17 protein-coding genes are annotated in these 18,827 nt (G+C 75.7%); 9 read left to right on the top strand and 8 right to left on the bottom strand.

All coding sequences use genetic code 11. The features are described 5' to 3' along the window. Nucleotides 1-31 precede the first annotated feature (31 nt). The 3 genes from ACI79E_RS09530 to ACI79E_RS09520 all read left to right on the top strand — a co-directional run bounded on the left by ACI79E_RS09530 (nucleotide 32) and on the right by ACI79E_RS09520 (nucleotide 1,939). Nucleotides 32-208 carry a hypothetical protein gene (locus tag ACI79E_RS09530; RefSeq protein WP_456932287.1) on the top strand — a complete coding sequence of 59 codons (177 nt, stop codon included), beginning with the start codon at nucleotides 32-34 and terminating at the stop codon, nucleotides 206-208. A 158-nt stretch (nucleotides 209-366) separates the two neighbouring features. Next, nucleotides 367-1,356: a ferritin-like domain-containing protein gene (locus ACI79E_RS09525; protein ID WP_456932286.1), complete on the top strand. Its 990-nt coding sequence runs from the start codon at nucleotides 367-369 to the stop codon at nucleotides 1,354-1,356. A 157-nt stretch (nucleotides 1,357-1,513) separates the two neighbouring features. Then, on the top strand, nucleotides 1,514-1,939 hold the full coding sequence (locus ACI79E_RS09520; protein WP_456932285.1) for a hypothetical protein: 426 nt from the start codon (nucleotides 1,514-1,516) through the stop codon (nucleotides 1,937-1,939). 4 nt (nucleotides 1,940-1,943) lie between these two features. Here the strand turns inward: ACI79E_RS09520 and ACI79E_RS09515 are convergent, their stop codons facing one another. The 3 genes from ACI79E_RS09515 to ACI79E_RS09505 form a co-directional block, all read right to left on the bottom strand. Then, nucleotides 1,944-2,225, bottom strand: a complete 282-nt coding sequence (locus tag ACI79E_RS09515) for a DUF427 domain-containing protein (RefSeq protein WP_456932284.1) — start codon at nucleotides 2,223-2,225, stop codon at nucleotides 1,944-1,946. Between the two features lie 87 nt (nucleotides 2,226-2,312). Further along, a complete protein-coding gene (locus ACI79E_RS09510; RefSeq protein ID WP_456932283.1) occupies nucleotides 2,313-2,669 on the bottom strand; it encodes a hypothetical protein in 357 nt (118 codons plus the stop codon). A 31-nt stretch (nucleotides 2,670-2,700) separates the two neighbouring features. After that, nucleotides 2,701-4,071 carry an FAD-binding oxidoreductase gene (locus ACI79E_RS09505; RefSeq protein ID WP_456932282.1) on the bottom strand — a complete coding sequence of 457 codons (1,371 nt, stop codon included), beginning with the start codon at nucleotides 4,069-4,071 and terminating at the stop codon, nucleotides 2,701-2,703. 153 nt (nucleotides 4,072-4,224) lie between these two features. Here ACI79E_RS09505 and ACI79E_RS09500 point away from each other — a divergent pair, with 153 nt between their 5' ends. Then, nucleotides 4,225-7,107, top strand: a complete 2,883-nt coding sequence (locus ACI79E_RS09500; RefSeq protein WP_456932281.1) for a helix-turn-helix transcriptional regulator — start codon at nucleotides 4,225-4,227, stop codon at nucleotides 7,105-7,107. Here ACI79E_RS09500 and ACI79E_RS09495 read toward each other — a convergent pair. From ACI79E_RS09495 to hemQ, 3 genes are all read right to left on the bottom strand, one after another. Further along, on the bottom strand, nucleotides 7,090-7,359 hold the full coding sequence (locus ACI79E_RS09495; RefSeq protein WP_456932280.1) for a DUF4242 domain-containing protein: 270 nt from the start codon (nucleotides 7,357-7,359) through the stop codon (nucleotides 7,090-7,092). The genes ACI79E_RS09500 and ACI79E_RS09495 overlap by 18 nt on opposite strands. Before the next feature lie 76 nt (nucleotides 7,360-7,435). Then, on the bottom strand, nucleotides 7,436-8,932 hold the full coding sequence (locus ACI79E_RS09490) for a class I adenylate-forming enzyme family protein (protein ID WP_456932279.1): 1,497 nt from the start codon (nucleotides 8,930-8,932) through the stop codon (nucleotides 7,436-7,438). 349 nt (nucleotides 8,933-9,281) lie between these two features. Further along, nucleotides 9,282-9,998 (bottom strand): hydrogen peroxide-dependent heme synthase, encoded by a 717-nt coding sequence (gene hemQ, locus ACI79E_RS09485; protein WP_456932278.1) that lies wholly within the window; start codon nucleotides 9,996-9,998, stop codon nucleotides 9,282-9,284. 57 nt (nucleotides 9,999-10,055) lie between these two features. On the opposite strand from hemQ, the gene ACI79E_RS09480 reads away from it, so the two are divergent. After that, entirely contained in the window at nucleotides 10,056-10,448 is a 393-nt protein-coding gene (locus tag ACI79E_RS09480) for a hypothetical protein (protein ID WP_456932277.1), read from the top strand. 252 nt (nucleotides 10,449-10,700) lie between these two features. On the opposite strand, the gene hemG is transcribed toward ACI79E_RS09480, so the two are convergent. Beyond that, nucleotides 10,701-12,095 (bottom strand): protoporphyrinogen oxidase, encoded by a 1,395-nt coding sequence (gene hemG, locus ACI79E_RS09475; protein ID WP_456932276.1) that lies wholly within the window; start codon nucleotides 12,093-12,095, stop codon nucleotides 10,701-10,703. Beyond that, nucleotides 12,092-13,147 carry a uroporphyrinogen decarboxylase gene (hemE, locus tag ACI79E_RS09470; protein WP_456932275.1) on the bottom strand — a complete coding sequence of 352 codons (1,056 nt, stop codon included), beginning with the start codon at nucleotides 13,145-13,147 and terminating at the stop codon, nucleotides 12,092-12,094. The genes hemG and hemE overlap by 4 nt, the downstream gene beginning before the upstream one ends. 71 nt (nucleotides 13,148-13,218) lie before the next feature. Between hemE and ACI79E_RS09465 the strand changes: the two genes are divergently transcribed. The 4 genes from ACI79E_RS09465 to ACI79E_RS09450 all read left to right on the top strand — a co-directional run bounded on the left by ACI79E_RS09465 (nucleotide 13,219) and on the right by ACI79E_RS09450 (nucleotide 18,810). Next, nucleotides 13,219-13,848 carry a DUF3000 domain-containing protein gene (locus ACI79E_RS09465; RefSeq protein WP_456932274.1) on the top strand — a complete coding sequence of 210 codons (630 nt, stop codon included), beginning with the start codon at nucleotides 13,219-13,221 and terminating at the stop codon, nucleotides 13,846-13,848. Nucleotides 13,849-13,983: 135 nt separating this feature from the next. Further along, the gene (locus ACI79E_RS09460) at nucleotides 13,984-15,225 is read left to right on the top strand and encodes an HRDC domain-containing protein (protein ID WP_456932313.1); all 1,242 of its coding nucleotides are present in this window, start codon (nucleotides 13,984-13,986) and stop codon (nucleotides 15,223-15,225) included. Between the two features lie 280 nt (nucleotides 15,226-15,505). Then, on the top strand, nucleotides 15,506-16,729 hold the full coding sequence (locus ACI79E_RS09455; protein ID WP_456932273.1) for a thiolase family protein: 1,224 nt from the start codon (nucleotides 15,506-15,508) through the stop codon (nucleotides 16,727-16,729). Continuing rightward, nucleotides 16,726-18,810 (top strand): 3-hydroxyacyl-CoA dehydrogenase NAD-binding domain-containing protein, encoded by a 2,085-nt coding sequence (locus tag ACI79E_RS09450; RefSeq protein ID WP_456932272.1) that lies wholly within the window; start codon nucleotides 16,726-16,728, stop codon nucleotides 18,808-18,810. Before ACI79E_RS09455 ends, ACI79E_RS09450 begins: the two co-directional genes overlap by 4 nt. Nucleotides 18,811-18,827: the final 17 nt, after the last annotated feature.

Here is an 18,827-nt window from a genome sequence, read left to right as displayed (position 1 = left end):
GACGGGACTTCCGAGATCGAGGAGGCACCCCATGGCGTGCACTCAGTGCGGTGCAGCCGAGCAGCGCGGCCGGTTCTGCGTCGGGTGCGGCCGGGCCGTCGCACCGTCCGCCCCGGCTCCCCGCCCGCGGTCCCCGCTGGCCGACGAGCTGACCCAGCCGGTGCTGCGGCTCGAGCGCCCCTCCAAGCCCGCCGTCCCGGCGCGCTGAGGAGCGCTGCGCGCAGGGCCGGCCGACGGCGTCCGGTCCTGTGGGCAGGCCGGTGTGACCGGCCTCACTGCTAGCAATCTGCTTGCAGGAGTTAGCGGACGCCGGCCGCGGGGCACCCCATCGACGTCAGGTCATCCCCGATGTCTGGAGTCCTCCCCATGACCGACACCATCCGCACGGCCGACACGGCCAAGATCGTCAACCAGCTCCGCGCCCTCCTCCTGCTCACGCAGACCGAGGAGCAGGTCGCGCGCACCCGCGTGTCCCAGGCGCGTACCGACGCGGTCCGCCGCGAGCTGACCCAGAACGCCGACAACGCCGCCGACCGCACCACGGCGATCACCGAGCAGCTGCGCGCGCTCGGTGGGGTCCCCGACGTCGTCACCCCCGCCGTCGGGCGGCTGGCCGCCGTCCTCAAGGCCACCTTCGAGCAGGCCGAGCCGATCGAGGAGGCGCTGCTGCAGGACCTGCAGCTGGAGCACCAGCTGCTCGACCGCGCCACCCACCTCAAGGTGCTCGCCGAGAAGGCGGAGCTGCCCCGGGTGAAGGCGCTCGCCGAGCGTCTGGTCACCGCCCACTCCGCCACCGTCGAGTGGCTGACCGTCGTGCTGGCCGAGGAGGCCCTGGGTGGCCCGGCCGCGCTGCGGCCGACGCCGTTCCAGCGGGTGGCCGGCAGTGCCGTCCGGGTGGCCAACGCCCCCGTCCGGTTCGCCGCCAACGTGGTGAACGAGGCGCTGGACACCGCCCAGCAGCGCCGCGAGGAGGCCGGGGAGAAGCTCGGCCAGGTCGCCGGCAAGGCCAGCTCCTTCACCGACGCGGTGCGCGAGACGCTCACCGTCGGCCGCAGCGCCGCCCTGCGCCGGGCCGAGCGGATCGCCCGCCGCGAGGGTGACCGCGAGACCGCCGACGCCGCCAAGGCCGCCCGCGAGGAGCTCGGCGACGTCACCGCCGACGAGCTGCCCATCAAGGGCTACGACTCGCTGTCCACCCAGGACGCGGTCAAGGCCGTCAAGCAGCTGCGCACCGCGCACGACGTCAACGTGGTGATCCGCTACGAGGAGACCCACAAGAACCGGTCGAGCGTGGTCAGCGCCACCCAGACCCGCCTGGCCGACCTCGCCAAGGAGGCCGTGGGCGTCGACAGCTGACCCCGCGCGCCCGGAGGGCCCGTACCCGCGTGCCGGGTGCGGGCCCTCCGCACGTCCGGGGTGCCGCGGATCACCACGCGCAGGCGCCCGGTCACGTCCGGGTGATGAGGATCGCAGGGGGTTTGACCCGCCGACGGGGCCGGGGATGGGATGTCCCATGAGCATCACACCCGACGCCCTCGAGCAGGAGTTCTCCCTGTCGACGGCCGTCACCCGACTGGACTTCCTGAGCCGTCGGGACAGCGGAGCGACCACCCTCAACACCGTCGCCGAGGTGGACGAGGACGACTGGAGCTCCTTCAAGGAGGCGACCACGTCGCTGGACGTGCCGGAGTCCCTGGAGCTGCTCGCCCTCGGGGAGGTCGTCGCCCGCAAGGCGCGCGACAGCCAGCTGGTCGGGTTCCGCGCCGCCCTGCGGGGCGGCGCCACCTGGGAGCAGATCGCCGCCGCCGTCGACGTCTCCCCGGAGGAGGCCTGGACCACCTACCACCGGCTCATCGAACGCCAGGAGAGCGCCCGCCTGCTGGAGCCCGACGCCGCGGCCGCCGCCCGCGAGCTCGCCGGCGCGCGGCCCGGCCGCTGACCGGTCAGCGCACCTCGACACCACGCCAGAACGCGACCCGGCCGGTGATCTCGCGCGCGGCCTCCTTCGGCTCGGGGTAGAACCACACCGCGTCGCGGTTGACCTGCCCGTCGACCTCCAGGGAGTGGTAGGACGCCGTCCCCTTCCACGGGCAGTGGGTGGTCGTCTCCGACGGTCGCAGGAGGTCCTCGCGCACCGCCTCCCGCGGGAAGTAGGCGTTGCCCTCCACGACGACGATGTCGTCGGACTCGGCGATGACGGTCCCGTTCCAGCTCGCGGTGGCCATGTGACCGGGAACACCCGGCTCCCGGGACCGCATTCCCGGCATCCCCGGGCCGGACGGAGCCGGCCGTCCGGCCCGGGGGCGCCGCGGTCAGCCGGCCTGGATGTGCCGGACCACGGCCTCCAGCTCGTCCGACGGCGAGAAGTCGACGTACTCGCAGTCGGTCAGCGCCTCGGGCGCGTGCCCGGTGGCCCAGTAGAACGCCTGGCCCGCCTCGTAGGTCGTGTCGCCGTCCTTGCCGTGCATCACCAGCCGCCCGCTGATCAGGTACCCCCAGTGCGGGCACGGGCACAGGTCGTCCGGGAGGCCGACGAGGGCGGGCCGCAGGTCGGTCCCGGCCGGCAGGCGGACCCAGGCGACGCTCATGCTCCCGAACCGGGCGGCGCGGAAGTCGACGCCGTCGCCCTCGATCTGCACGGGCAGTGCGGTCCTGTCGATGGCCTGCATGGTCCTACCCCTCTCCTCGTCCCGGACCGGCTCAGGGCCGGACGTTCTGGTTGAGGTGGAACAGGTTGCCCGGATCGTAGGTGCGCTTGACCGCCCGCAACCGCTCGTAGTTCGCGCCGTAGTTCTCCGGCACCTTGGCGTGGTCGTCGCCCGAGGCGAAGTTGACGTACCCGCCGGCATCGGAGTGCGGCGCGATGGCGGCGTAGTAGTCCCGCACCCACTGGGTGTTCGCCGCGTTGTCGGCCGGGTCGGGCCAGAACCCGGCGATGTTGGCGGCGAAGGTGGCCTCCCGGTGGCCGAAGGCCGTCGCGTCCGGGCCGAGGTCGTGGACCGCGCCGTTGATCGGGTACAGGTGCATCCCCGAACTGGCCGACGGGATGCGCGAGCCGAACTCGACGTGGGCGGCGATCGCCGCGTCGGTGAGCTCGGTGACGAACGCCGCCTTCCAGTAGTTCTGCAGACCCGGCGGGAGCAGGGGGTCGAACAGCGCGTTGAGGGCGGGGTAGGGCATCGGGCCGACGTGCTCGGCCATCGGCCGGGCGACCTGCCGGAACCGGTCGAGGACCCGCTCGCCCTCGTCCGGGGACCCCGTCCAGCACGACACCACGGCGGCGAAGGACTCGCCCACCCGGTCCTCGGGGATGAACGGCAGCGGCGGGGCCTGGTGGAACGCCGGGTAGCCGCCGTACTCGCGCGGCGCGTCCCGGATGAAGTCGCGGAAGAAGGCGAAGACGGCCGCGGCGTCGGAGAGCTCGAAGAACATCGGGCCGCCGAGGACGGTGTCCACCGGGTGGACGCGGTAGGTGAACCGGGTGACGACGCCGAAGTTGCCGCCGCCGCCACGCAGGGCCCAGAAGAGGTCGGCGTGCTGCTCCTCGTCCGCGGTGACCACCGTGCCGTCGGCCAGGACCACCTCCGCCGACAGCAGGTTGTCGCAGGACAGGCCGTAACCACGGCACAGGTAGCCGATGCCGCCGCCGAGGGTCAGGCCGCCGATCCCGGTGGTCGAGACGATCCCGCCCGTCGTGGCCAGCCCCGAGGCCGCGGTCGCGTCGTTGAACCGGCCCCACGTCGTCCCCCCGCCGGCCGACGCCGTCCGCGCGCCGGGGTCGACGTCCACCGCCTGCAGCAGCGACAGGTCGGCGACCACGGCGCCGTCGGCGGTGCCGAAGCCGGGCACGCTGTGCCCGCCGCCGCGCACGGCGAGGTCCCGGCCGTCCTCCGCCGCGTACCGCACCACGGCCGCGACGTCGTCGGTCCCGAGGCACCGGACGACGAGGTCGGGGTGCGCGTCGATCATGCCGTTGTAGACCCGGCGGGCCTCCTCGTAGCCGTCGTCCCCCGGACGGATCACCTGGCCCCGCACGCGGTCGGCGAGCGTCCCGGGCAGTTGTGTCGTCATGGCCCCTCCTCGGTGCCGCGGTCGATCGACGACGACGACGCTAGGGAGGGCACCGGGGTCGGCACATGACCAGATGTGCGCGAATCGCCGTCCCGGTCGCCGTGGTCACTTCTGACCATCGACAGCCCCGGGGGGCGGGGCTAGCGTCCGGGCGTGTCCGGCTGGACGCCGCCACCCCTCCCGTCGCGCTGGACCCGGGCCGCGGCCCCGCGGTTCGTCGGCCGCCGGAGCGAGCTCGCCTGCCTCGAGGCGCTCTGGACGGCGGCCAGCGGCGGTGCGCGCCAGGTGGTCTTCCTCGGCGGGGAGCCGGGTGCGGGGAAGTCCCGCCTGCTGGCCGAGTTCTCGGCGCACCTGCACGAGCGGGGTGCCACGGTGCTGCTGGGCACGTGCGCCGCCGAGCTCGGCCCGCCCTACCAGCCCTTCGTCGAGCCGATCGAGGCCCTGCTGCCGGCCACCGAGCCCGGCCCGGCACGGGAGGCGCTGGCCCGGCTCGTGGGCCGGGCCGCGGAGGACGACAGCCCCGAGCCCGACACCCGGCGGGAGCTCTACGACGCCGCCGTCGACGCCGTCCGCGCGCTGACCCGCGGCGGCCCGGCGGTCCTGGCGCTGGAGGACGTGCACTGGTCCGGACGCGCGGGGCTGCAGCTGCTCGGCCACCTCGTGGAGCGGACGGCGGAGCTGCCGCTGCTGGTGCTGGCCACCCACCGGACGACGGCCCCGGAGCGTTCCGCCGCGCTGACCGGCACCATCGCCTCGCTGTACCGGCTCGACGGCGTCCGGCGGATGGACCTCGCCGGGCTGGACACCGAGGAGGTCGCCGAGTACCTGGCGCACGAGGCCGAGCTGCCGGCGCACCGGGCCCGCGTCGCGGCCGTGCAGCTGCGCGACCGCACCGGCGGCAACCCGTTCCTCCTCCGCGAGCTGCTGCGCGACGCCCTCGGTGCGCGGCCGGACCCGGCCGGCTCCGCGCCGCTGTCGGTCCGCGACATGCTCGCCGCCCGGCTGGCGCGGCTCACCGTGCCCGAGCGCCAGACCCTCGAGCTGGCCGCGGTCGTCGGGGAGGAGCCGGACCTCGCCACGCTGCTGGCCGTCGCCGCGTGGAGCACCGACAGCACCCTCGCGGCGCTGGACACCGCGGTCGAGTTCGGCCTGCTGGAGCCGGCCGGTGCGGCCTTCCGGTTCCCGCACAGCCTCGCCCGGCAGGCGGTGCTCGACCTCATGCCGGCCACCCGCCGCGCCCGCGAGCACCTCCGCGTCGCCGCCGTGCTGGAGGCCTCCGGGACGCCGTCGGACAGGCGCACCCAGCGGCTGGCCCACCACTACGCCCAGGGCGCGGCCCTCGGCGCCGCCGACCGGGCCGTCCGCTACCTGACCGAGGCCGCGGAGGCCGCCACCCGCAGCCTGGCCCACGAGGACGCCGCCCGGTGGTTCGAGCAGGCGGCCGCGCTGTCGGAGGACCCGGCGCAGCGCCACCGGCTGCTGCTGGCCGCCGCGCGCGGGCACCTGCTCGGCGGGGACTTCGCCCGCGCCCGCGCCCGGTGCGAGGAGGTCGCCGCCACCGCCGCCCCTGCCGACCGGCTGGCGGCGGCGATCGGCTTCGAGGCGGCGTCCTGGCGTCCCGGGCTGCCCGGCCAGCGGGCGGTGGAGCTGCTCACCGACGCCCTGCGCGGAGTGCCGCACGACCCGGCCGACCCCCTCTACGTCCGCGGGCTGGCCGGCCTGGGCCGCGCGCTGGCGTTCACCGGGGCGGTCGAGCCGTCCGGTGAGCTCGGCCGCCGGTCGGTCGAGATGGCCCGCGCGCTGGGGGACGACGCGCTGCTCGCGGCGACGCTGGAGGCCAGCCTCTGGAACGGGCTGCGCCCCGCGGACGCCCCCGCCAAGCTGGCCCGCGCCACCGAGCTCACCGCCCTCGCGCAGCGGATGGGGGACCTCGGCCCGCTCGGCCCGGCCGGCTACTGGCGGGCAGCGATCTCCTACCAGCGGGGCGACCCGGAGGGCGTGGCCGAGGCCCACCGGGACGTGCTGCGCATGGTGCGGGCGACCGGCGAGCCGTACTTCGAGTACGTGGCCGGGTGCATCGACTACGCCCGGCAGTTCGTCGTGGGGGACTTCGCCGGCGCGGAGCGGACCTGCGCGCGGCTGCTCGAACTGGGGGAGTCCTTCGGCACCGACGACACCGAGGGCTCCTCGGCGGTGCAGACGTTCATGCTGCGGCGGGAGACCGGTGCCCTCGAGGCGGTGCGCCCGCTGATGACCGGCGACGAGGCCCCGGAGGAGCACTGGGCGCCGGGCCTGCTCGCCCTCTACACCGAGCTCGGCCTGGACGACGCCGCGCACCGGCTGGTGCGCTGGCTGCTCGACGGGCGGCTGGAGCGCTACGAGGACTCCGCGCAGTGCCCCTGCGTCCTGGCCTTCCTGGTCGAGGCGGCGCTGCGGCTGGACGATCCCGAGGCGCTGCGCACGCTGCGGCCGCGGGTGGCGGAGTACACCGGCACCAACCTGGTGGCCGGCCAGTTCGTCGCCGTCTTCGGCAGCGCCGACCGGTACCTCGGCACGATCGACTCCGCGCTGCGGGCGGGCTCGGCCGGACCGCTGCTGGAGGCGGCCCTGGAGATGGACACCCGCACGGGGGCGACGGTGCACCGGGCGCAGAGCCTGGTCGCGCTCGGCACGCACCTGCGCCGGTCCGGTCACCCCGGCCGGCGGGCCGACGAGCTGCTCGACGAGGGCCGCCGGCTGGCCACCGACCTGGGCCTGGGCCGGCTGCTGCGCACCTTCGGCCCCAGCCCCGCGCGCCGCGCGGCGTCCCGGCCGGCCCGTCCCGCAGGGCTGACCTCACGCGAGGCCGAGGTGCTCAAGCTGCTGGGGGAGGGCCTGCTCAACCGGGAGATCTCCGCGCGGCTGGTGATCAGCGAGAACACCGTCGCCAACCACGTCCGCAGCATCCTGGCCAAGACCGGCGCCGGGAACCGCACGCAGGCGGCGATGTACGCCGCCGCGCACGGTCTGCTGGAGGGCTCAGACGGGCTGCAGTGACCCGTCCGGGTGCACCGTGGCCCCCACCTCGACCACCACGTCGGCGGGCAGCCCGGCGCGCCGGGCCGCCCGGTGGATGGCGTCGACCGACGGCGCCTCGTACAGGCAGTAGGTCTTGCGCTTGTCCACCGAGAGGAAGGAGTACAGCCAGCGCACGCCCTCGTCGGCGTTGATCCGGTTGACCCCCTCGGCCTGGTCGGCGGTGAGCTCGAGGACGTCGGCGAACCGGCGCTCGATCATGAACACGGGCATCGCGGGTCCTCACCGAGGGGGCAGGGCGGCCGCGCCGACGATAACTCCGGGCCCGTGCGCCGACCAGGCCCGGAGGTCACACCGGCCGCCACTCCGACTGCTGGCGCAGCGGCGGCTTGAGCACCTTGCCCCCCGGGTTCCGCGGGAGCGGGTCGGCCCGCAGGCACAGGAACTGCGGGATCTTGAAGTCGGCCAGCCGCGTCCGCGCGAAGACCAGCAGGTCCGCGGCCGACAGCTCCGCGCCCGGCCGGGGGACGACGACCGCGCCGACCTTCTCGCCCATCACCGGGTCGGGCACGCCGACGACAGCCACCTCGCCGACGGCGGGGTGCGCGGCCAGGGCGTTCTCCACCTCGACGGAGTACACGTTCTCCCCGCCGCGGTTGATGACGTCCTTCGCGCGGTCCACGACGTAGGTGAGGCCGAGCTCGTCGATGCGGGCGAGGTCGCCGGTGTGCAGCCAGCCGTCGACGAACGTCGCGCCGGTCTGCTCCGGCTTGCGCCAGTAGCCGCTGACCACGTTGGGACCGCGGACGAGCAGCTCGCCGACGCCGGTGCGCGGATCGACGTCGGCCAGGTCGAGCTCCACCACCGGCGCGGGGAACCCGACGGAGTCGGCGTGCTCGGCGGCGTACTCGTGCGGCAGGAAGGTCGCCACCGACGAGGTCTCGGTGAGCCCGAAGCCGTTGCCCACGCGGGCGGTGGGGAAGGCCTGCTGGATGCGGTGCACGAGGTCCGGCGCGATGGGCGCACCGCCGTAGGTGACCGAGCGCACCGCGGACGTGTCGACGTCGGCGAAGCCGGGCTGCTGCAGCGCCAGCCAGTAGATCGCGGGCACGGCGACCACGTGCGTGACCCGCTCCTCCTCGATGGCCCGCAGGAACGCGGTCACCTCGAACGCGGGCATGACCACCGTCGTCCCGGCGACCGCGGCGGCCACCAGCAGCTGTGAGTTGCAGCCGGTGACGTGGAACAGCGGCACCGAGACCAGGGTCGTCAACGGCTCCTCGCGGTCGATCGCCATGCACCGCAGACAGGTCTCCACGTTGGACAGGAAGTTCCCGTGGGAGGTCATCGCGCCCTTGGGGAAGCCCGTCGTCCCGCTCGTGTAGAAGATCGCGGCGAGGGTGTCGTGGGACGCGGCCGGCACCGCGAGCGGGTCGCCGTCCGGCAGCGGGGTGCCCGGCTCGAGCACGTACCTCGCGCCGGAGTCCTCGACGACGTAGCGCACCTCGGGCTCGGCGAACCGGGTGTTCACCGGGACGGCGACGGCGCCGGCCAGGAGCGTCCCCCAGAACGCCAGCACCCAGTCCAGCCCGTTGGGCAGCCGGTTGGCCACCCGGTCACCGGGCGCGACCCCGGCGGCCCGCAGCCCGCCGGCCACGCGGCACGCTGCGTCCCACAGTTGCCGGTGGGTGAGCCGGTCGCCGCCGAGCTCGCCGACCGCGACGGTGTCGGGGCGGCGCTCGGCCGCGAGGCGCAGCAGGCTGGGGACGTCGGGCGGCAGGCCGGTGTAGCGACGGACGCCGTCGGGGCCGGTCTCGATGCCGCTGGTGTCGAACGGGTGGGTCACCGTGACCTCCGCTGTCGTCCGGAGGCCGCAGTGTCCCGGTCGCGCCGTGGCGGTGTCCACGGAGCGGGCGGCGCCGTCAGTGCTGGGGCAGCGCGACCGTCAGTGCTGGAGCAGCGCGAACGTCGCCACCGCGTGGGCCAGGGCCCGGCCCTCCTGCTCGACGTCGGCCTCGCAGACGGTCAGGTGCTCCCCGGGGGGGGGGGGGGGGGGGGGGGGGGGGGGGGGGGGGGGGGGGGGGGGGGGGGGGGGGGGGGGGGGGGGGGTGGGGGGGGGGGGGGGGGCGGGGGGGGGGGGCGGGGGGGGGGGGCGGGCCGACCCCGCCCCCCCCCCCCCCCCCCCCCCCCACCACTCAGGGCAGGTCGTTGACGAGCTCGGCCACGGCCTTGCGGACGCCGGTGTAGAACGGCACCTCCTCGCGGACGTGCCGCCGGGCCGCGGAGGCCCGCAGCTCGCGCATGAGGTCCACGATGCGGTGCAGCTCGTCGGCCTCGAAGGCGAGCATCCACTCGTAGTCGCCGAGGGCGAACGACGCCACGGTGTTGGCGCGGACGTCGGCGTACCCGCGGGCCATCTGCCCGTGCTCGGCGAGCATCGCGCGGCGCTCCTCGTCGGGCAGCAGGTACCACTCGTAGGACCGCACGAACGGGTAGACGCACACGTAGTGCCGCGGCTCCTCGTCGGCGAGGAACGCCGGGATGTGGCTGCGGTTGAACTCCGCCGGGCGGTGCAGGGCCATCTGCGACCACACCGGCTCCAGGTGCCGGCCGAGCGTCGTGCGGCGCAGCCGGGTGTAGGCCTCCTGCAGCGCCTCCGGCGTCGCGGCGTGCCACCACACCATGACGTCGGCGTCGGCGCGCAGGCCCGCGACGTCGTAGACGCCCCGGACGACGACGTCCTTGCCGGCCAGCTCGTCGAGCAGGGCCTGCACCTCGTCGGCGGCCGCGGAGCGCGCCTGGCCGCCCAGCGGCCGGGCCAGCCGGAACACCGACCACATCGTGTAGCGGATGGTCGCGTTGAGCTCGTTGGCCCGCTTGCCGATGCTGCGCTGGTCGCTCTGCTCGCTCATGGCCCCATTGTCGCGCGGCGCGGGACGCGCACGTCCGCGGGTCGCGACACTGACCGCATGCGACGACGCCGACCGGGCGCCGGGGGCGGACCGGCGCACCCCACCGTCGTGCTGGTCATGGCCGAGCACGGCGGCGCCGTCCTGTGGGACCGCTCCCCCGGCGGGCTCGGGGACCTGCGCCCGGAGGACCTCGGCGTCCCCGCGGAGCTGGCCGCCCGACTGGCCGACTGGAACCGTCGCTACGAGGAGCACGCCGCCCGGTGGGACTGGGGTCCTCCCCCGCCGGAGCACGCGACCGCCGACCGGGCGGAGTGGACGGCGTGGACGAGCGAGGGGCTGCACCTGGCGTCCGCCCTGCAGCACGAGTTCGACGCCCGGGAGCTGCGGATCGACGTCCGGTACGGCCACGACGGGGACGTCCGGCCGGTCGCCGAGCGGCGCGGTCCCTGACGTCCCGGTCGGGTGCGGCTCAGGCGGCCGCGTCGGTGGGTTCTCCCGGCTGCTCCCGTGTGCGCCTGACGGCGGTGGTGTGGGCGTCGCGGCAGTCGTCGCAGGCGGCCATCCATACGTGGTGGCGCAGGCAACGGGGGGTCCGGGGTCCGGGGCGGATGGGCTCGTTCGGGTGGTGCACTGTCCTCACCCCGTCCTCAACAACCGCGGTGCGCCGGCGATGCCCGGGGCCGCGGTGGTCCCCGCCACGGCTCAGGACAGCGCGTCCAGGGCGTGGTGGGCGTCGCGGATGCAGGCCGGGACGCCGACGCCGCGGAACGCCGCGCCCGCGATCGCCAGGCCCGGCACCGCGCTGACCGCCGTCCGGACCGCGTCGACCCGCTCCTGGTGGCCGACCAGGTACTGCGGCAGCCCACCACCCCAGCGCACCACCCGCGTGGCCACCGGCTCCGGGCGGGACAGCCCGAGCAGGTCGGCGACGTCGGCGACCACGGCGGCGGCGAAGTCCTCGTCGGGACGCTGCAGCTGGGACTCGTCGCGGAACCGGCCGACCGACGAGCGGACCAGCAGGTGCCCGCCGGCGAGGTGCGGCCACTTGGCCGACGACACGGTGACGCCCTTGACCAGCCGGCCGGTCACCGGGGGCACCAGCAGACCGGAGCCGGCCTCGACCTCCTGCGCGGGGAAGGCCATCGCGACGACGGCCATCGACGCGTACGGGATCCCCTGCAGCGGCTCGACCGCGCCCGGCGCCACCTCGGCCAGCAGCCGCGCCGCCTCGGGCGCCGGCGCGGTCACGAGGACGGCGTCGGCGGTCAGCGTCCCGGGGGCGGCGGCCGGGCCGATCGAGAGCTCGAAGCCGGCCGGCGTCCGGGTCAGCGCGTGCGCGGGCGTGCCCAGCCGGACGTCGGCGCGGGAGGCTGCCACCAGCGCGTCCGGCAGGCCGCCGATGCCGTCGGACACGGTCACGAACACCGGCGCGTCGGCGTCGAACCGGCTGCGGGCGCCGGCGTCCCGGGCGGCGGCCGCCGCGCCGAGCACCGACCCGGCGCGCGGCAGGTGGGCCGCGAGCGCGGGCATGGTCGCGGTCAGGGACAGCTCGTCGGCCCGCCCCGCGTACACGCCGCCGAGCAGCGGCTCGACCAGCCGGTCGACCACCTCGTCGCCGAGCCGCTCCCGCAGCAGGGTGCCGACGGCGACGTCGCCGTCCAGGGTGAGCGGCGGCAGCTGCGCCTCCGCGGCCACCCGGGCCACGCCGTCGGGGGTGAGGATGCCGTCGAGGCCGTCGGCCGAGGCGGGGACGCCGAGCATGGTGCCGGCCGGCAGCCGGTGCCGGCCGTCGGGGAGCACCACCGAGGCCTGCGTGGTGGCCGGACGGACCAGCCGGTCGGCCAGCCCCAGCCGCTCCACGAGCTGCACCGCCTCGGGCACCCGGGCGAGCATCGCCTCGGGCCCGGTGTCGTACCAGTGCCCGGCCAGCTGGACGCGGCCCAGCTTCCCGCCGACGCGGTCGCCGGCCTCCAGCACGACGATCTCGTCGTCCGGACGTCGCCGGCGCCACTCGAAGGCGGCGGCCAGACCGGTGATGCCGGCCCCGACGACGACCAGCCGACCGCTCGCCGGGGTGGTGGGGCGGGACGGGGTCACCGCCGGGTCAGCTCGTGGACCAGCTCGACGACGTGGGTGAGCACACCCGGGTCGGTGTCCGGGAGGACGCCGTGGCCGAGGTTGAACACGTGCCCACGGGCGGCCCGGCCCTGCTCGACCACCCGGCGGACCTCGCGGTCGACGGTCGCCCGGTCGGCGAGCAGGACGGCGGGGTCGAGGTTGCCCTGCAGGGAGCGCTGCGGGCCCACCCGGCGCGCCGCCTCGTCCAGCGGCACCCGCCAGTCGACGCCCACCACGTCGGCGCCGGCGTCCCCGATCAGCGCCAGCAGCTCGCCGGTGCCGACGCCGAAGTGGATGCGGGGCACGTCGCGGTCCCCCAGCCCGTCGAAGACCGCCCGCGAGTGCGGCAGCACCCGCTCGGCGTAGTCGGCCGCCGACAGCACACCGGCCCAGGAGTCGAACAGCTGGACCGCCGAGACACCGGCGTCGACCTGGGCCCGCAGGAAGGTGGCCGCGGAGACCGCCAGCCGGTCCAGCAGCCGGGTCCAGGCCTCCGGCTCGGCGTACATGAACGCCTTGGTGCGGGCGTGCTCCTTCGACGGCCCGCCCTCGATCAGGTAGGTGGCCAGCGTGAACGGCGCACCGGCGAACCCGATCAGCGGCGTCGGGCCGAGCTCGGCGACCAGCCGGCGCACCGCGGTCTCCAGGAAGGCCAGCCGCTCGGGCTCCAGCGGCGGCAGCGCGTCGACGTCGGCGACGGTGCGCACCGGTTGGGCCACGACCGGCCCGATGCCCGGCTTGATCTCGATGTCCACGCCGGCCACGACCAGCGGCAGCACGATGTCGGAGAAGAGGATCGCGGCGTCCACCCCGTGCCGGCGGACCGGCTGCAGGGTGATCTCGGTGACCAGGTCGGGGTCCTGGCAGGCCTCGAGCATCGCCGTGCCGGCCCGCAGCGCGCGGTACTCCGGCAGCGAGCGGCCGGCCTGGCGCATGAACCACACCGGGGTCCGGCTCACCGGCAGGCCGCGCGCGGCCTGCACGAGGTCGGAGTCGGCCGGGGAGGTGCGGGCGTCGCCAACGGGGGTCACGACCGTCGATCCTCCCAGAACCGTGCGGCGCGTCGGGCGCGCGGGGCCGGTGCTCGCCCTACCCTGCGAACGTGGAGCCTTCCAGCCTGGCCGGTGCCGGGCACGGCGCCGGTGACCGGAGCGGCGACGTCCCCCCGGAGTTCCGGGCTGCCCTGGAGGCGCTGGCCGGCGTGACCGCCCGGCCGGAGATCACCCTCGAGCCGATCCCCGCCCCGCAGCGGCTGGCCCCCTACGCCCACGCGGTGGGCGCGCTGGTCACCGAGCCCGACGGCGACGAGGAGGTCGAGGTGGCCAGCGGCCGGTTCATCGTGCTGCACGACCCGGCCGGCCACGAGTCCTGGGCCGGCACCACCCGCTGCGTCGGCTACCTCTCGGCGGCCACCGACGAGCACATGGTCGACGACGCGATGTTCTCCGAGGTGGCGTGGAGCTGGCTCACCGACGCCCTCGCCGAGGCCGGTGCCACGCACCACGCCGTCGGGGGCACAGTCACCCGCACCGCCTCCACCCGGTTCGGCGAGCTGGCCGGCCCCGAGCACTCCGTGGACGTCGAGATCCGCGCCTCCTGGACCGCCGAGGACAGCGCCCTGGACCGCCACCTGCTGGCCTGGCTGGAGGTGCTGGGCAACGCGGCGGGGCTGCCACCCCCCGGCGTCCGGCTGCTGGGTCCCTCCGGCCCCTCCGGCGGCGGCACTCTCTAACATCGGTGTACCGAGGGGGCACCAGGCGCCCCCGCGCCGGCTGTCCCTCCCCCGGCTCCTGCGGTCCCGTACCGCGGAGCTGCGCGCTGCCGGCGCCGCAGACGCTGACGACACGGGCGAGAAGGTGGACGAGCGCTGAGCACCGAGCCCATCCCGGCGCCGGACGAGGAGCAGTCCGCTCCCCCGGCGATCCCGCTGCTCGCTCCCCGCGAGGGCCTGCCCCCGGTCATCGAGACCTCCACCGCGCTGGTGGAGTACGCCGACGCGCTGCGCGCCGGCACCGGCCCCGTGGCCGTCGACGCCGAGCGCGCCTCCGGCTACCGCTACGGCCAGCGCGCCTACCTCGTCCAGCTGCGCCGCGCCGGCGCCGGCACCGGCCTGGTCGACCCCGTACCGCTGCCGGACCTCTCGGTGGTCCAGGAGGCGATCGCCGACGCGGAGTGGGTGCTGCACGCGGCCAACCAGGACCTCCCCTGCCTCGCCGAGATCGGCCTGGTGCCCACGCGGGTGTTCGACACCGAGCTGGCCGCCCGCCTGGCCGGGCTGCCGCGGGTGGGCCTGGGCGCGGTCGTGGAGTCGCTGCTGGGCTACTCGCTGCAGAAGGGGCACTCCGCCGCCGACTGGAGCACCCGGCCGCTGCCCGAGGAGTGGCTGGTGTACGCCGCCCTCGACGTCGAGGTGCTGGTCGACCTGCGGGACGCGCTGGCCGCGATCCTCGAGGAGCAGGGCAAGACCGAGTGGGCGCGCCAGGAGTTCGAGGCGATCCTCGCCGCGGGCCCCCCGGCGCCCAAGGCGGACCCGTGGCGGCGCACGTCCGGGGTGCACGGCCTGCGCAACCGGCGTCAGCTGGGCATGCTGCGCTCGCTGTGGCAGGCACGCGACGACCTGGCCCGCCGCCGCGACGTCGCCCCCGGCCGCGTGCTGCCCGACGCCGCGATGGTCTCCGCCGTCCAGGCCGACCCGCGGTCGGAGGCGGCGCTGCTGGAGCTCCCGGTCTTCCGCGGCCGCGCCAACCGCAAGCTGGTGGGCACCTGGTTCGGCGCGCTGGTCCGCGGCCGGGAGCTGCCCGACACCGAGCTGCCGCTGCACAGCAAGCCCGGTGACGGGCCGCCGCCGGTCAACCGCTGGGCCGACCGGGACCCCGCCGCCGCCACCCGCCTGCAGGTGGCCCGCGCCGGGCTGGCCGAGCTGTCGGAGAAGCACAGCGTGCCGGTGGAGAATCTGCTCTCCCCCGACCTGGTCCGGCGGCTCATGTGGGCACCGCCGGAGTCCCGCGACGCCGGGTCGGTCGCCGACGTGCTGCGGGCCGGCGGCGCCCGCGAGTGGCAGATCGAGCTCACCCGCGACCTGCTCACCGACGCCGTCAGCCGGGCCTGAGGCCGGCGCCTCCGCGCCCGTCGAGATCACGCGATCTCGTACGGATCCCCCCGCCCGGCGGGGCGAGATCACGCGATCTCGTACGGATTTCCCCGCCCTGCGGGGCGAGATCACGCGATCTCGCACGGAACTCCCCGCCCTGCGGGGCGAGATCGCGGGATCTCGCCGCACCGTGCGCCGGCGACACCCCCGAGAGGGGCAGGCGGCAGCTGTTACCGACGGGTAACTTGTCCGGTGCCGCGCCCCGACCGGGCCGGTCCCGAACTGCTGCGGAGGTCCTGTGTCATCTCGAGAGCGGCGGCCACGCTCGCTGCGTGAGGTCGTCTTCGTCGACGGCGTGCGCACCCCCTTCGGCAAGGCCGGCCCGAAGGGCATCTACGCCGAGACGCGCGCCGACGACCTGGTCGTGCGCTGCATCCGGGAACTGCTGCGGCGCAACCCGTCGCTGCCGGCCGACCGGGTCGACGAGGTCGCCATCGCCGCGACCACGCAGATCGGCGACCAGGGGCTGACCATCGGCCGCACCGCCGCGCTGCTGGCCGGGCTGCCGACGAGCGTCCCCGGCTACGCCGTCGACCGCATGTGCGCCGGCGCGATGACCGCCGTCACCACCACCGCGTCGGGCATCGCGTTCGGCGCCTACGACGTCGCCATCGCCGGCGGCGTGGAGCACATGGGCCGCCACCCGATGGGCGAGGGCGCCGACCCGAACCCGCGGTTCTTCAGCGAGGAGCTCGTCGACGGCTCCGCGCTGGTCATGGGCTCCACCGCGGAGAACCTGCACGACCGCTTCCCGCACCTGACCAGGGAGCGCGCCGACGCCTTCGCCGTGGCCAGCCAGCAGCGCTACGCCAAGGCCGTGGCCAACGGGCAGATCGGCCCCGAACTGGTGCCGGTCGCCACCCGCTCGGCCGAGCAGGGCTGGGGCCTGGCCACCGTCGACGAGCCGCCGCGGCCGACCACCACCCTCGACGGGCTGGCCGCCCTCACGACGCCCTTCCGCCCGCACGGGCACGTGACCGCCGGCAACGCGGCGGGCCTCAACGACGGCGCCACCGGCTGCCTGCTCGCCGCCGAGGACGTCGCCCGCGAGCTGGGCCTGCACGTCGGCATGCGACTGGTCGGCTACGGCTTCGCCGGCGTCGAGCCCGAGGTGATGGGCGTGGGCCCGGTGCCCTCCACGGAGAAGGCGCTGGCCCGCACCGGCCTGTCGATCGACGACATCGGCCTGTTCGAGCTCAACGAGGCCTTCGCCGTCCAGGTGCTGGCGTTCCTGGACCACTTCGGCATCGCCGACGACGACGAGCGGGTCAACCCGTGGGGCGGCGCCATCGCCGTCGGCCACCCGCTGGCCTCCTCCGGCGTGCGGCTGATGACCCAGCTGTCCCGCCAGTTCGCCGAGCGGCCCGACGTCCGCTACGGCCTCACCGCCATGTGCATCGGTCTGGGCATGGGCGGCACCGTGATCTGGGAGAACCCGAACTGGGAAGGGGCCGCGGCATGAGCGCCGTGTTCGAGGACGAGGTCGTCACCACCGCCAGGGTCCGGTACCTGGCGGTGCCGGGCGTGGCGGGCGAGGTCGCGCTCATCACCCTGGACAACGGTCACGACCACACCCGCCCCTCCACCTTCGGGCCCGCCGGCCTCGCCTCGCTCGACGCCGCGCTCGACGAGGTCGCGGCCCACTCGCCCGCCCCGGCCGCGATCGCCGTCACCGGCAAGCCGTTCGTCTTCGCCGTCGGCGCCGACCTCTCCGGCGTCCCGTCGATCACCTCGGCCGACGACGCCCGGGAGATCGCCGAGACCGGGCACCGGGTGTTCCGCCGGCTGAAGGACTCCACCGTCCCGACGTTCGCCTTCGTCAACGGCGCGGCACTGGGCGGTGGCCTGGAGCTGGCGCTGCACTGCCACTACCGCACGATCGCCACGACCGCGGCCGTCGCCTTCCCCGAGGTGTTCCTCGGCCTGGTGCCCGGCTGGGGCGGCACGCAGCTGCTGCCCAACCTGGTCGGCATCGACCCGGCGGTCACCGTCGTCGTCGAGAACGCGCTGGCCCAGAACCGGATGACGCCGGGGCCGAGGGCCGCCCGGCTCGGCATCGCCGACGTCGTCCTCGAGCCGGCCGACTTCCTGGAGCGCTCCCTGGAGTGGGCGGCCGGCGTGCTGTCCGGCGACGTCGCCGTCTCCCGTCCCGAGGTCGACCGCGCGGCCTGGGACGACGCGATCGCCCGGGCCCGCGGGATCGTCGCCGCCCGCACCCGCAACGCCTCCCCGGGCGCGCTGCGAGCCGTGGAGCTGCTCGACCGGGCCCGCGCCGGCGTCGACGACGAGGCGTTCGCCGCCGGCACCGCCGCCGAGGACGACGCCCTCACCGAGCTGCTCATGAGCGACGAGCTGCGGGCGAGCCTGTACTCCTTCGACCTGGTCGACAAGCGGGCCAGGCGGCCGGCCGGCGCCCCCGACCGGGGGCTGGCCCGCAGGGTCACCAAGGTCGGCGTCGTGGGTGCGGGGCTCATGGCCTCGCAGCTGGCGCTGCTGTTCGCGCGGCGGCTGGAGGTGCCGGTCGTCCTGACCGACGTCGACCAGGCGCGGCTGGACAAGGGCGTCGCCTCCGTGCACCGCGAGCTGGAGGAGCTGGCGGCCGCGGGCCGGCTGTCGGCCGACCGGCTCAACCGCCTCACCGCCCTGGTGACCGGCTCGCTGTCCAAGGACGCCTTCGCCGACGCCGACCTCGTGATCGAGGCCGTCTTCGAGGAGCGGTCGGTCAAGCAGCAGGTCCTCGCCGAGGTCGAGGCGGTGGTGTCCGAGACGTGCGTGCTGGCCACCAACACCTCGGCGCTGTCGGTGACGGAGATGGCCTCGAAGCTGGAGCACCCCGAGCGGGTCGTCGGCCTGCACTTCTTCAACCCCGTGGCCGTGCTGCCGCTGCTGGAGGTGGTGCGGGCCGAGCGCACCGACGACGCCACGCTGGCCACCGCGTTCGCCGTCGGCAAGGCGTTGGGGAAGAGCTGCGTGCTCGTCGCCGACGCCCCGGCGTTCGTGGTCAACCGGCTCCTCACCCGCTTCCTCGGGGAGGTCACCGCGGCCGTCGACGCCGGCACCCCGGTCGCCGTGGCCGAGCGGGCGCTGGAGCCGCTGGGCCTGCCCATGACGCCGTTCGAGCTGCTCACGCTCGTCGGCCCCCCGGTGGCCCTGCACGTGGCCGAGCGGATGCACGAGGCCTTCCCCGACCGCTTCGCCGTCGGCGAGGGGCTGCGGCGGATGGTCGAGCTGGGCCGGGCGTCGGTGTTCTCCGAGCCTGGCGTGGTCGACCCCGACCTGGCCGGCACCGAGGCCGGGAGCTCGCCGCTCACCGAGGAGCAGCTGCGGGAGAACGCCGAGCGGGCGCTGGCGCAGGAGATCGGGCTCATGCTCGACGAGGGCGTCGTCCAGGCGGTGCAGGACATCGACCTGTGCATGCTCCTGGGCGCCGGGTGGCCGTTCTGGCTGGGCGGCATCTCCGCGTACCTGGACCGCGCCGGCGTCTCCGAGGCGGTCACCGGGAAGCGCTTCCTGCCCCGCGGGGTGGCCTCCCTGCCCGCCTGACGAGGACGACGAGAGCG

Source organism: Geodermatophilus sp. SYSU D00079, from assembly GCF_054050635.1.
This window is presented reverse-complemented; position numbering and strand designations above follow the sequence as displayed.

What these genes read in the sequence shown, in the direction of transcription:
- ACI79E_RS09510 (WP_456932283.1), bottom strand. Translation starts at nt 2,669, where the DNA reads ATGCAGGCCATCGACAGGACCGCACTGCCCGTGCAGATCGAGGGCGAC.
- ACI79E_RS09495 (WP_456932280.1), bottom strand. Translation starts at nt 7,359, where the DNA reads ATGCCCGTGTTCATGATCGAGCGCCGGTTCGCCGACGTCCTCGAGCTC.
- ACI79E_RS09515 (WP_456932284.1), bottom strand. Translation starts at nt 2,225, where the DNA reads ATGGCCACCGCGAGCTGGAACGGGACCGTCATCGCCGAGTCCGACGAC.
- ACI79E_RS09505 (WP_456932282.1), bottom strand. Translation starts at nt 4,071, where the DNA reads ATGACGACACAACTGCCCGGGACGCTCGCCGACCGCGTGCGGGGCCAG.
- ACI79E_RS09525 (WP_456932286.1), top strand. Translation starts at nt 367, where the DNA reads ATGACCGACACCATCCGCACGGCCGACACGGCCAAGATCGTCAACCAG.
- ACI79E_RS09530 (WP_456932287.1), top strand. Translation starts at nt 32, where the DNA reads ATGGCGTGCACTCAGTGCGGTGCAGCCGAGCAGCGCGGCCGGTTCTGC.
- hemQ (WP_456932278.1), bottom strand. Translation starts at nt 9,998, where the DNA reads ATGAGCGAGCAGAGCGACCAGCGCAGCATCGGCAAGCGGGCCAACGAG.
- ACI79E_RS09480 (WP_456932277.1), top strand. Translation starts at nt 10,056, where the DNA reads ATGCGACGACGCCGACCGGGCGCCGGGGGCGGACCGGCGCACCCCACC.
- ACI79E_RS09450 (WP_456932272.1), top strand. Translation starts at nt 16,726, where the DNA reads ATGAGCGCCGTGTTCGAGGACGAGGTCGTCACCACCGCCAGGGTCCGG.
- ACI79E_RS09520 (WP_456932285.1), top strand. Translation starts at nt 1,514, where the DNA reads ATGAGCATCACACCCGACGCCCTCGAGCAGGAGTTCTCCCTGTCGACG.